Here is a 12,391-nt window from a genome sequence, read left to right on the forward strand (position 1 = left end):
TCGTTTGCAGACCCGACGCCGGGTTTGGGAGGGGGGGCCGATGGTGGCAACCCCGGCACGGCGGGGCAGAGGTAATGACGTGGCTGAAGTTCTTTTCTACGAGCGCCCGGTGCCGCTCAACCGCAATGCACACAAGGATCTGCGCCTGAAGCCGATCCCGAACATGAAGTTCGCGCTGGACGCCCATTCCGTGCCGCTCACCGGCGTGGAATTTGCTTTGGCTGCGCGCGACATGCCAATCGTGTTCGCCGGCAACGACCTCGCTTCCGCCGGCCCGGTGGCCCTGCTGGGCCTGCGCCAGAACGAGAATCTGTTCGTCGACGCCAATGGCCAGTGGCTGCCGGGCGCCTACGTCCCGGCCTTCGTGCGCCGCTACCCGTTCGTGCTGGCCGAGAAGCCGGCCGGTCAGGAGGGCGATGATTTCGCCGTCTTCCTCGACGAGGGCTACGAGGGTTTCAACGCCACCGAGGGCGACCGCCTGTTCAACGAGGACGGCAGCGACACCGAAATGCTGAGCCGCGCCGTGGGTTTCCTCGGCGAGTTCCAGCAGCACGTGGCGCGTACCCGCTGGTTCATGGACCAACTGCGCAAGCACGACCTGCTGGAGTCGCGCAACATCAGCATGCGCAAGGGCACGCCGGACGGCCAGGGCCAGGTGATCAACCTCAATGGCATGTTCGTGGTCAACGAGGAAAAGCTGCGCCAGCTCGACGAGAAGACCGCGCAGGAATTCGTGCGTGAAGGCGTCCTCGGCTGGATCTACGCGCACCTGATCTCGATGAACAACCTCGATCGCCTGGGCCAGCGTCTGGGCGAACGCGAGGATGGCGAAGTGGGCGCTTCCAGGAACTGAGCCTGTCCGGGCGTCTTGCACGCCTGAAAAAAAGCGCCGCGACAGGCGACTGTCGCGGCGCTTGCTTTTGCGATCGTCCCTGATCGTGAAGATCAAGCGGGCGGCCATCCCTGGCCGCACTTTTCAATGGCCTGAAGGTCGGCGGCAGCGCGAAGCGCTTGCCGGGATCAGTTCGCCACCACCGGCAGCCCGATGTAACTGGCTTCGCCCGGCGCGTGGTAGATCCGCTGGGTGGCTTTCACGTAATCCGCCGGTTTGGCGAGCAGGATGTTGGGGACGAAGGTCTGCGGGTTGCGGTCGTACAGCGGGAACCAGCTCGATTGCACCTGCACCATGATGCGGTGGCCGGGCAGGAACACGTGGTTGGCGGCAGGCAGGTCGAAACGGTAGGCCAGCGGCTGGTTGGCGGCGAGCGGCCCCGGTTTGTCGTAGCCGGTGCGGTAACGGCCGCGGAAGATGTCCATCGCCACGGCAAGCTGGTAGCCGCCCATCGCCGGCTGCTCGGCCACCTGATCCGGATACACGTCGATCAGCTTCACCACCCAGTCGCTGTCGGTGCCGCTGGTGGAGGCGACCAGGTTTACCTCGGGCACGCCGGCGATGGTCAGCGGCTTGTCCAGTGGCGCTGTTTCGTAGGTAAGCACGTCGGTACGGCCGGAGGCTTCGCGCTGGTCGTCCACCAGCCATTCCGGCCAGGTGAGGCCGTTGTCGTAGCCGACCGGCTGGATCGGCCGCGCGCGGAACGGCACCGGGTGCGCAGGATCGGAGACGTATTCGTCGTAGGCGTTGCTGCCCGATGGTGGGTCGAAGCCGAGTTGCATTCCCGATTGCAGGTACAGCGCCTGGCTCTTGGCGGTGCAGCCGCTGTCGCATGACAGCGGCCAGCGATCCAGTCGCTGCCACTGGTCGGTGCCGGTCTGGAAGGCGGTGACCGGAGCGAGGCCGGCCTTCGGCGCGCCGTCCTTGAGATATTGCGCAAGGAAGGGGCGCAGGATGTGCTCGCGGAAGTATTTCGCGGTGTCGCTGCCGAAGCGGATCGCGCCCAGCGAGCTGCCTTCCTCGATCTCCTGGCCGTGGTGCCACGGGCCCATCACCAGCTTCACCATGTCGTCGCTGGTGTCCTTCGGCTTGATCGCGCGATACACGGCCAGCGCGCCGTAGATGTCCTCCTGGTCCCACAGGCTGTGCACCAGCATTACCGGCACGGTCAGCGGCTGATCGGCAAGCACCTTGTCCATCGCCTGCTGGCTCCAGAACGCGTCGTAGGCGGGATGCGCCACCAGCTTGTTCCAGAAGCCGAGCTGCCGCATGCCGTAGGCATCGCCCATCGCGCCGACGGAGCCGTAATGCATGAACAGGTCGTATTCGTCGTGGAAGCTGGTCCACCATTTCGCGGTGTTGTCGCGAGTGGCCTCCTGCTCGTAGATGTAGCTGAGGTTCTGCGCGCGGAAGGCGCCGTGGTGGAACCAGTCGTCGCCCATCCAGCCGTCCACCATCGGGTTCATCGGCACCGCCGCCTTCAACGCGGGATGCGGATGCACCAATGACATCAGCGGCTCGAAGCCGTCGTAGGAGATACCGATGGTGGCGACCTTGCCGTTCGATTCGGGGATGTGCTTCACCAGCCAGTCGATGGTGTCGTAGGTGTCGGTGGCGTCGTCCACCGGCGTGGGGTTGAGCGGCCCATGCACCGGGCGGTTCATCACGTAGTCTCCCTCGGAGCCGTATTTGCCACGGATGTCCTGGATCACGCGGATGTAGCCGTCCTCCACGATCACGTCGGCGGCGTTGTCGTAGCCCTCCAGCAGCGGTTCGAGGTGGCCGCTCATGAGGTTGTGGGTGAGCTGGTGCGCGTCGTAGGGCGTGCGGGTGAGCACGATGCCGGCGTGCTTCGCGCCCCTGGGGATCAGGATCACGGTGTTGAGCTTCACGCCGTCGCGCATCGTGATCATCACGTCGCGCTCGACGTAGTCGAAGCTGCCGGTGGCAGGCTTGAAGCTGGCCGGCGTCTCGCTGGGATAGTCGGGATACTTGGCCTGTGGCGCATCCGTTGCGGGGAGGGCGCTGCTGGCGGCAAGCAGGGCGGCAAGCAACGTGGTCTTCAGGCCCGCGGCGATACGGCGTGGCGTCATGGCATCGATTCCCCCTGGATGAAGTGATTGGGCAGCTTACCGTCGCGCTCAGCGTACCGGTTTCGCCAGTCGCAACAGATCCGTGCCGTAGCCCGCCGCCTCATAGAGTTCGCGTGCGCGTTCGTTGCCGGGGAACACCGCCAGCGTCACCAGCTGGCAATGATGCTCGCGCGCCCATCGCTCGGCGTGCGCCAACAGCGACGTGCCCACGCCACGGCCCTCGTGCGCCGGCGCCACGGCCAGGTCGGCGATGTGGCAGTTGCTGCGGCCGGTGAAGAAATCTTCGGTGCGCTGCAGGTGGATGAAGCCCACACGCGTGCCGTCGGCGTCTTCGGCAACGAACAGATGGCTGTTCGCGAGCTGGTCTTCCAGATGTCGCAGCAATTCGTCGCGGATACCTTCGATGCACTCGTGCCGCCGCCGCCACGCGGGCAGCGGGAAATCCACGAAGCGGGGCACCAGGGCCAGGATGAAGTCGTCGTCGTCTTCGGCGAGGCGGATCAGCAGGGACGGTTGGCTCATGGTCGTCGCAAGTGCGGAAACGTATGCCGGTTCTACACCCGCTCGGGGCGTGGCGGAAGTGCGCCATGCCGATTGGCGGCACGGCTATAGTGCGGCCTTCATTGCTTTCGCGAGGATCGCTCCGTGCCCTCTACCCGCATCCGTCTGCTGGCGGGCGACGACGCCACGCTTGTGCAGGGCGTCGCCGCAATCCAGGACGAAATGAAGTTGCCGTTGGCATTCCCACCCGAGGTCGAGGCCGAGGCAAGGCAAGCGGCAGCGCAACCCCGACTGCCCGAACTGGATCGCACCGATATTCCGCTGGTCACCATCGATCCGCCCGGCTCGATGGACCTGGACCAGGCCCTGCACTTCGAGCGGCGGGACGGAGGCGGCTATCGCGTGCATTACGCCATCGCCGACGTGGCCGCGTTCGTGGCGCCGGGCGGCGCCGTGGATGCGGAGGCGCATCGTCGCGGCGAAACCCTGTATGGCGCCGACTCGCGCATCCCGCTGCATCCGCCGGTGCTGTCCGAAGGTGCTGCCTCGTTGCTGCCCGACCAGCTGCGGCCCGCTTTGCTGTGGACGATCGACCTCGACGCCAGCGGCGAGATTGCCGCCATCGACGTGCGCCGTGCGCGGGTGAAGAGTCGGGCGCGGCTCGATTACGCCGGTGTGCAGCAGCAACTCGATGCCGGCACCGCCGACCCGTTGTGGACGCTGTTGCGCGAAGTGGGCGAGCTGCGGCAGCGGCGCGAACAGGCGCGCGGTGGCGTGAGCCTCGCGTTGCCCGAACAGGAAATCAGCGTGGTCGATGGACAGTGGCAGCTGGCTTACCGCGCCAACCATCCGGACGAGGACTGGAACGCGCAGATCTCGTTGCTCACCGGCATGGCCGCGGCGCAGCTGATGGTCAAGGGCAAGGTCGGCATCCTGCGCACGCTGCCGGCGCCGCAGCCGCAGGACATCGCGCGGCTCAAGCGCACCGCGCAGGCGCTGGCCATCGCGTGGCCGGACGGGCAGGGCTATCCCGACTTCATCCGCACGCTCGATCCATCGAAGGATACCCACGTCGCGATGCTCACCGCCTGCACCACAGTGCTGCGCGGCGCCGGCTACGTGGCCTTCGACGGCGACCTGCCCGCGCAGCCCGTGCAATCCGCGGTGGCGGCGGAATACGCCCACGCCACCGCGCCGCTGCGACGGCTGGTGGATCGCTACGTGGGCGAGGTATGCGTGGCGCTGTGCGCGAACCAGCCCGTGCCGGACTGGGTGCGCGCCGCGCTGCCGGCCTTGCCCGGCCTGATGGCCGAGGCGGATCACCGCGCCAAGCATTACGAGCGCCAGGTGACCGATCTGGTCGAAGCGGTGCTGCTGGCGCCGAACGTCGGCGAAACCTTCCAGGGAGCCATCGTGGAAATCAACGGCGCCCGCGGCGACGGCCACGAAGGCGTGGTGATGCTGCGTGATCCCGCCATCGAGGCGCGCGTCAACTCTCCGACAGCGCTGCCGTTGGGGCAGGAAGTCGTGGTGCGTCTGGCCGTGGCCGATCCGGCACAACGGCAGGTGCGTTTCGAACTGGAGAGTGGCGCGCCCTGATCGGCGATGCCGTTGCGGCGACTTCAGTTTATGCGTTGCCTGCCGATTCGCTAAGGATCCGATGACAGGTTTGCGGGAGGATGGCAGGGCTGCGGGCTAGTTTAAGAAGGTGGTATCGCTTGCGCGGGCAACGATGTCGCCGGTATGCCTGTGGTCGCGTGCGAATGAGGATATGCGCGTGAGCGGATGGAGAGTTGCATGCGTGGCTGGGCTGTTCTGCTGCATGGCGGCGGTTTCGTCCGCGTCAGCGCCCGTGGGCCCTGCCGCCGCTCCGGCGTCCGCGTCCGTGCCGGCGCGCATTCGCGTGGCCACCAACGACGATTACCCGCCGTTCGTGTTCATCGATGGCGATGGCAAGCCGCAGGGCTACGAAGTCGACATGTGGCGGCTGTTCCAGCGCCATACCGGCATCCAGGTCGATTTGATGCTCACGGACTGGGGCGACGCCATGCGGAACATGAAGGACGGGCGTGCCGACGTGATCGACATGCTCTACCGCACCCCCTCGCGCGAGCTGCTGTTCGATTTTTCAGCACCCTACGCCGACTTGCCGGTAGGCATCTACGCGGACCGGAGAATCAGCGGTGTCCGTGATGTGGCCACCTTGCGCGGCCTTCCGGTGGGCGTACAGCGCGGCGACGCCTGCGCTGAGCGGTTGCAGGAAGACGGCATCACCAGCGTGCAGCTTTACGGTGACTACCAGGACATCCTGCAGGCCGCGACCAAAGGCGATCTGCGCGTGTTCTGCATGGATCAGTATCCGGCGGATTACAACCTGTACCGGTATTCGGCGCTAAATCGCTTCTATGAAGCCTTCGTGCTGTTCACCGAACAATCGCACTGGGCCGTGCGCAAGGGCGACACGGCCATGTTCCTCGCGATCCAGCACGGCATGTCGCTCGTCACGCCGGACGAGCGCGCGACGCTGCGCAAACGCTGGCTGGATCATCCATCGTCGGAGACGGTGGGTTACCAGCGCAATGCCCGCGATGCGGGCATTGCTTTGGCGGTACTGCTGCTGCTGGCCATGCTGATGGCGCTGTGGGTATGGACGCTGCGTCGCACGGTGGCGGCGCGCACGTCCGCCTTGCGGTCGGAAGAGGGCAAGCTGCGCGCGATCTTCGATGCCAGTCCCGACGCGATGTGGGTGAAGGATCTCAAGGGCATCTATCGCGAAGGCAACGGTCGTGCGGTCGCCCTGTTCCACGAGCCTTGCGAGGCGCCGGTCGGGCGTAGCTGCGACGAGTTGTTCGATGCGGCGTTCGCGGCGAAGGTGACGGCACTGGACCGGGAAGCCAGGCAGCTCGGCCGGAACACCAGCGCCTTGCTGCCGTTGGAGGCCGCCGACGGTACGGAAAGGCAGCTCGAAGTCATCAGCACGCCCTTGTTCACGCCGCAGGGCGAGCTGCACGCCGTGATGAGTGCGGCGCGCGACGTCACCGAACGGTTGCTGGCCGAAGCACAGCTCCGGCTGTGGGCGCACGCATTCCAGAATGCCGCCTTTGGCATGTATATCTGCGATGCGCGCAGCAAGAGCCTGATCGCCGCCAACCCAACCTTCGCCAGCGAGCGGGGCTACGCGATGGAGGAGATGGTCGGCCTGTCTGTGGATGCGCTGTACCCGCCTGACCTGGTTGCCGAGCGCGCGGCCCTGCGGGCAACCGTCGACTGGCTGGACCACTACGTGTGGGAGACCGAGCACGTCGCGAAGGATGGCCGGCGCTTCCCGGTGTGGCTGGATTGTTCGGTGTTCCATGACACCGACGGCAGTGCGCAGTACGTGTTCGTCCACGCGCAGGACATCACCGAGCGCAAGCGGGTGGAAGGGGAGCGGCGCCTGGCCGCCGTCGCGTTCGAGACCCAGGAAGCGTTGATGGTGCTGGATGCCGACCGGGTCATCCAGAGAGTCAACCAGGCTTTCATCACGCTCACCGGTCATCAGCCGGCCGACGTGGTCGGGCGGCACGTGTCGCTGCTGCGCTCGAAGCAGAACGATCCCGAGTTCTATGAAAGCCAGTGGTCCGACGCGTGGCACGGCGGCTTCTGGCAGGGCGAGATGTGGATACAGGCGAGCCACGGCCAACCCAAGGTCGTGCGCATCACCACGTCGGTGGTCACTTCCGACGCGGGGCAGCTGAGCCACTTCGTCTGCTCGATGATCGACCTGACCAGCGAGCGCGAGGCGCATGCAAGCGTCGATCGCATGACCTATTTCGATTCGCTCACCGACCTGCCCAACCGGCGCTTCCTGTACGGCCAGCTGCAGCACATGCTGGGTGAGTCCGGCACGTGCATGGGTGCCTTGTTGCTGTTCGACCTCGACCACTTCAAGCGGGTCAACGACCTGCGCGGCCATGCCGCCGGCGACCGCTTGCTTGCATTGGTTGCGCAGCGCCTGCGCAACATGCTGGACGACGATTGCGTGCTGAGCCGGTTCGGTGGAGGCACCTTCGCGCTGGCGCTGCCCACCCGCGCGGAAACTCCGGCGATGCTGGCCAGCGAAGTGCTGGATTGCGCCGAGCGCATGCGTCAGGTATTGCGCGAACCGTTCCGGCTGGACGGCGAGGCGCTGGCGGGCATGACCATCAGCCTGGGTTGGGCCGAACTGGTGGCCGGCTGCGACACGCCCGAAACGGTGCTCAAGCAGGCCGAGCTGGCGATGTACGCCGCCAAGGCAGCCGGGCGTGACCGGGTGCGCCAGTTCGAGTCGGAGATGCAGGTGGCGTTGGCGCGTCGGGAGACGCTGGCCGGAGACCTGCTTCATGCCATCGCCGACGAGGCGCTGGAACTGCACTTCCAGGCACAGGCCGACCGTCGCGGCAACGTGGTCGGTGCCGAATTGTTGCTGCGCTGGACACGTCACGACGGTACGCAGGTCTCGCCGGACGAGTTCATTCCGGTGGCCGAGGAGAACGGCCTGATCCTGCCGCTGGGCGACTGGGTGTTGCGCAAGGCCTGCGCGCAGCTGGCGGCTTGGTCCGCCCTGCCGGGCAGGCGCGACTTGTCGCTCGCCATCAACGTGAGCGCGCGGCAATTCCTCCAACCTGGTTTCGTGGACAACGTGCAGCGCGCAATGGTGCTGTCCGGCGCCGATCCGTCGCTGCTGACGCTGGAAATCACCGAAACCGCGATCCTGGACGACCTCGCCGAAGCCGCGGACAAGCTCGCCCGCCTGCGCGCGATGGGCCTGCGCATCTCGCTGGACGACTTCGGCACGGGCTATTCCTCGCTGGCCTACCTGTCGCGCCTGCCGCTGGACGAGTTGAAGATCGACCAGGCTTTCGTGGCCCGGCTGCCGGAGGACGCCAATGACGCGATGGTGGCCCAGACCATCGTCGGCATGGGTCGCGGCCTGAGCCTGCAGGTGGTGGCCGAGGGCGTGGAGACGGAGGCGCAGCGGAACTTCCTGATGACCCAGGGCTGCGATATCTTCCAGGGTTATCTGATCTCGCGGCCCATGCCGCTGCGCTCCTTCGAGCAGATGCTTGGCGACCCGCCGGCAAGAGCAGCTTCAGCGTAGCGGGGCGCGTATCGCCCTGGAGAAATCCTCGCCCGATGCGCTGGCGCGCGCGCGGTCGGTGATGCGCGCCTGCTCGTTCCATTGCTGCAACGTGAGCCGGTGGTCCAGCACGCCTATCCTGTAGAGATAGCCGGGCAAATAGCCGGTGAGCAGCAGGCGCGTGTCCAGGGGCAGGCCGAGGCCGAGGTGGCGGGCCATCCGATACACCACGGTGGCGCAGTTCGATGTGACGGTGTTGTAGAACGCGGGCGTGTTCGCCCACTGGTTCGCGGTCTCCACGTAGGAGAGGAACAGCGCGCGCATCGTGGCTCGGCTGATGGCCAGCGGATAAAGGTAGTCGTCCTCGCCGCGCACATTGGTGCGTACGCGGATCAGATCGTCTTCCGGCGCGGCAATCAGTGTCGTTTCGAAATCCTTGAAGAAGCCGCCGATGGAGGAGAACTCCTGTCCGCGCCGCTTGCGTATCTCCACCGAAAAGACGAGGTGGCGACCGTCGTCGAAGCCGAACGAGATCATCGCGTGTGCGATCGCGCCGTTGCCCCAGTGCGACAACACGGCGTCGGCGGAGACCAGACGATCGAGCTCGTAGCTCCGCGTTTCCCAGCGCGCGTCGTAGTCGCTGTCGCTGCGCCAGGCGAAATCGCGCACGTTGCGCAGCACGACCACGTTGCCGTGCACCTCGCCGGCGAGCTGGCGCGAAACATCGTCGGCCCATTCGCGTTGACTGCTGGGCCGGATGGTGGCCCACCATGCCAGCAGCAATGCGTACATCAGCACATAACCGCACAAGGAAGGCCATGGGCGGTGGCGGATCGCCAGCACGAACAGCATCAAGGCCAACGCGACCCACAGCGCGGCGCCCAGCACGCGCACCACGCCGCCGCCGGGCAGCTGGTACCACAGTGCCAATGCACCCCAGGCGATGGAGAGCAGGGCAATCGACCCGCCCAGCAACAACGCTAGGCTTCGTCCCAGGATGCGCAACAGTTTCGCCATAGGTGTCGTCCATGCGTGGCTGGGCGCTAGCCTGCCGCGACGCGCGCGTCGTGGCAACGGTTGGGGGCGCCCGTGACTACAATCGCTGCAGCTCAGGCGAGGGAGGCGTGCAGGGAATGCGGGGCGATCCGGTCAGGCAGTGGTTGCGGTTCGCGATGGCGATGGTGCTGCTGTGCCTCAACGCCTGCGCCATGGTGAACGTGAGCCGGCTCAAGCCCGGCGACGTGGTAAGCGAGCGGCGCAACGACGTGATCGGCAGCGGCCAGCTCAGCGACGGCACGGTGCAGGCGCTGAACGGTGTGGCGTTGACCGGCAAGCAGTGCACGCAGTCCTTCGACGCCTGCGTCGGCATCGTCGGACATGCCAGCGGGCTCGACGAGGAAGGCCGGCTTTCCGCGCTTTCTGAGCTGTGGCTGGGCCGCGCACTGCGTGCCGACCGCCAGCCGGTGATGGACGACGCCACGCTTGACGCCTACCTGCAATGCGCGCGCTACGCCTACGCGTACCTGTTCTATACGCAGCGTACGCCCGCCGAACGCGTGTTCGACCAGCGCCAGGCCAAGGTGATCGCCTTCTACGATTACGCGGTGGAGCGCGTGGTGGGGCGCTGGTTCCAGGAACTGCCGAAGCTGGATACCGGCTGGACGCGTACCGATCTGGCTGGCTGGTCGGTGTTGCGGCCGGATACCGACCTGCATCTGCGCACCGCGCCGACGGAATTGCTGCCCGCATCCTCGTTGCGCTTCAAGGGTTTGCGCAACGTATACCGGCGCGACGGTTTCGGTTCGGAATTCGTGGCGGTGACGCCGCGCACGGCGGATGCGGCTTCCGTGCCGTGGCGCGAGCCGCGCTACGTGGCGATGACCGGGGTACTCACGTTTGGCGGCAACACGCTGGATGAGGTGCTGGGCACACGACAGGTGCAATTGCTGGTGCGCGATCCCTATCGCGATGCGGACGCGAGCATTGCCGGTCGCAGGGTGCCCTTGGGCGCCAACTTCACCGCGCCATACGGCTTGTGGCTGGCGCGCTCGGGTTTCGCCATGCAGTCGATCCGTTCGTTGCTGGGGCGGCAGGGCGGTCTGGATTCTCCGCGCGTGCTGCTGTTGCAGCCCTTCGACCCGAACCGCCGCACCGTGGTGATGCTGCATGGCCTTGCCAGCAGTCCCGAGGCATGGGTGAACGTTGCAAATGAAGTGTTGGGTGACGAGGAGCTGCGCCGCCACTACCAGGTGTGGCAGGTCTACTACCCAACCAACGCGCCCATCGCGTTGAACCTGATGCAGATCCGCCGTGCGCTGGACGACACCGTCCGCCACTTCGATCCCGACGGCACCACGCGCGCCACCAACCACATGATGCTGGTGGGACACAGCATGGGTGGCGTGATCGCTCGCCTCCTGGTGTCGTCCAGCGGGGACAAGCTTTGGAGCCTGGTGCCCGAGGGCGCGCATCTCTCGGCGACCAAGCGCGCGAAACTGCACCAGCAACTGGCGCCGTACCTGCAGTTCTCGCCCATGCCGCAGGTGGATGCCGCGGTGTTCCTCGCCGCGCCGCATCGCGGCACGCCGGTGGCACGGCATCGCATCGCGCGCTGGATCGCCGAACTGATCCGCTTGCCGCTTGGCGTGCTCAAGGAAATGGCCGGTGTCACCGATCTGCTGAAAGACGACAGCGGCAAGAATGCGCCCATCCATGTGTCGAACAGCGTGGACAACCTCAGCGATGCCGACCCCTTCATCGTCGCCACCGCGAACCTGCCGATTTCGCCCGCGGTGCGCTATCACTCGATCGTCGGCCTGTACAAACCGAGCGGCTCGCTGCAGCAGAGCAGCGACGGCGTGGTGCCTTATGCCAGCGCACATCTCGACGGTGCGGAATCCGAGGTGGTGATTCCCTCGTGGCACAGCGTGCAGGAAACACCGGCGGCGATCCTTGAGCTGCGCCGGATCATGCGGCTGCATCTGCAACGGGTGAATGGCGTCGGCACCATGCCGCGCAAGGTCGCGAGCCCGGATTGATCCCGACATCCGCTTGGCGAGCTATTGGCGACGTTGTGGCCTGCTGTGGCGCGGTCGATCTCCGGCGGGAACAGGAACGCCCGGATTGCTCGGGCGTTCCTGTGCGGACAATGCCCGACGAGGCACGTCAGGCCGCGGGCGTCGAAGCCACCGCGCCCGCACCGGACGAATCCACCGTCAGCGAGACGCGGCGGTTGTCGGCGCCGCGCTCGCGGCTGGCGCCCTTCACAACCTGGCGGTTGCTGTCCGCGCCGTAGCTCACCGCACGGACCTGGTCGGCGTTGATGCCGCTGGAAACCAGGAAATCGCGCACGGCCTGCGCGCGCTTCATTCCCAGATGTTTGTTGTAGGAGTGCGAGCCGGCCGGATCGGCGAAGCCTTCCACGGTGATCAGCACATTCGGGTGGTACTTGCTGATGGTCTCGGCGAAGTTCTGCAGCGCGGGCTTGTCCTGATCGTTGAGGTCGGCGCTGTTGAAGGCGAAGTGCGCCACGGTATCCACGCTGACGCGACCCTGCATGGCAGTGATCTGCGTGTCGTACTTGGAGAATTGCGATTGCATCTGCTGCCTGATCGCATCGATCTGCTGCTGTTGATCCTGCTGCTTCTGCTGCAGCTGCTGGATGGCGGTGTTGAGTTCGTCCTTCTTCACGTATTGCGAGCAGCCAGCCAGGCTGACGACCAGGATGCCGGTTGCCAGCATGGCGATTCGTGGGGCTCGGATGTTCATCGATGTTTCTCCCGATGTGCGTGCCGGCGTCGTCGGTGA

8 protein-coding genes are annotated in these 12,391 nt (G+C 66.1%); 4 read left to right on the forward strand and 4 right to left on the reverse strand.

Annotated features, from left to right (window positions below):
- The first annotated feature begins 79 nt into the window (after positions 1–79).
- Complete coding sequence (locus tag IHE49_RS00315) at positions 80–853, forward strand: SapC family protein (RefSeq protein ID WP_192153839.1); 774 nt, start codon at positions 80–82, stop codon at positions 851–853.
- 167 nt (positions 854–1,020) lie between these two features.
- Here IHE49_RS00315 and IHE49_RS00320 read toward each other — a convergent pair whose 3' ends face one another.
- Both IHE49_RS00320 and IHE49_RS00325 read right to left on the reverse strand, forming a co-directional pair.
- Positions 1,021–2,985, reverse strand: coding sequence for a CocE/NonD family hydrolase (locus tag IHE49_RS00320; RefSeq protein WP_192153841.1), 1,965 nt, complete (start codon positions 2,983–2,985; stop codon positions 1,021–1,023).
- Between the two features lie 48 nt (positions 2,986–3,033).
- A complete protein-coding gene (locus tag IHE49_RS00325) occupies positions 3,034–3,507 on the reverse strand; it encodes a GNAT family N-acetyltransferase (protein ID WP_192153843.1) in 474 nt (157 codons plus the stop codon).
- A 123-nt stretch (positions 3,508–3,630) separates the two neighbouring features.
- On the opposite strand from IHE49_RS00325, the gene IHE49_RS00330 reads away from it, so the two are divergent.
- The gene (locus tag IHE49_RS00330) at positions 3,631–5,085 is read left to right on the forward strand and encodes an RNB domain-containing ribonuclease (protein WP_343227513.1); all 1,455 of its coding nucleotides are present in this window, start codon (positions 3,631–3,633) and stop codon (positions 5,083–5,085) included.
- 286 nt (positions 5,086–5,371) lie between these two features.
- The gene (locus IHE49_RS00335; protein WP_192153845.1) at positions 5,372–8,605 is read left to right on the forward strand and encodes an EAL domain-containing protein; all 3,234 of its coding nucleotides are present in this window, start codon (positions 5,372–5,374) and stop codon (positions 8,603–8,605) included.
- Here IHE49_RS00335 and IHE49_RS00340 read toward each other — a convergent pair.
- Positions 8,597–9,601: a DUF4105 domain-containing protein gene (locus IHE49_RS00340; protein ID WP_192153847.1), complete on the reverse strand. Its 1,005-nt coding sequence runs from the start codon at positions 9,599–9,601 to the stop codon at positions 8,597–8,599. The genes IHE49_RS00335 and IHE49_RS00340 overlap by 9 nt on opposite strands.
- A 116-nt stretch (positions 9,602–9,717) precedes the next feature.
- Between IHE49_RS00340 and IHE49_RS00345 the strand changes: the two genes are divergently transcribed.
- On the forward strand, positions 9,718–11,622 hold the full coding sequence (locus tag IHE49_RS00345) for an alpha/beta fold hydrolase (protein ID WP_192153849.1): 1,905 nt from the start codon (positions 9,718–9,720) through the stop codon (positions 11,620–11,622).
- A 127-nt stretch (positions 11,623–11,749) separates the two neighbouring features.
- On the opposite strand, the gene IHE49_RS00350 is transcribed toward IHE49_RS00345, so the two are convergent.
- A complete protein-coding gene (locus tag IHE49_RS00350) occupies positions 11,750–12,352 on the reverse strand; it encodes an OmpA family protein (protein ID WP_192153851.1) in 603 nt (200 codons plus the stop codon).
- Positions 12,353–12,391: the final 39 nt, after the last annotated feature.

It is taken from the genome of Rhodanobacter sp. 7MK24, assembly GCF_014842995.1.
GTDB lineage: Bacteria > Pseudomonadota > Gammaproteobacteria > Xanthomonadales > Rhodanobacteraceae > Rhodanobacter_A.

Excerpts from the sequence above, each read along its gene's own strand:
- IHE49_RS00340 (WP_192153847.1), bottom strand. The coding sequence starts at position 9,601 with ATGGCGAAACTGTTGCGCATCCTGGGACGAAGCCTAGCGTTGTTGCTG.
- IHE49_RS00320 (WP_192153841.1), bottom strand. The coding sequence starts at position 2,985 with ATGACGCCACGCCGTATCGCCGCGGGCCTGAAGACCACGTTGCTTGCC.
- IHE49_RS00345 (WP_192153849.1), top strand. The coding sequence starts at position 9,718 with ATGCGGGGCGATCCGGTCAGGCAGTGGTTGCGGTTCGCGATGGCGATG.
- IHE49_RS00325 (WP_192153843.1), bottom strand. The coding sequence starts at position 3,507 with ATGAGCCAACCGTCCCTGCTGATCCGCCTCGCCGAAGACGACGACGAC.
- IHE49_RS00350 (WP_192153851.1), bottom strand. The coding sequence starts at position 12,352 with ATGAACATCCGAGCCCCACGAATCGCCATGCTGGCAACCGGCATCCTG.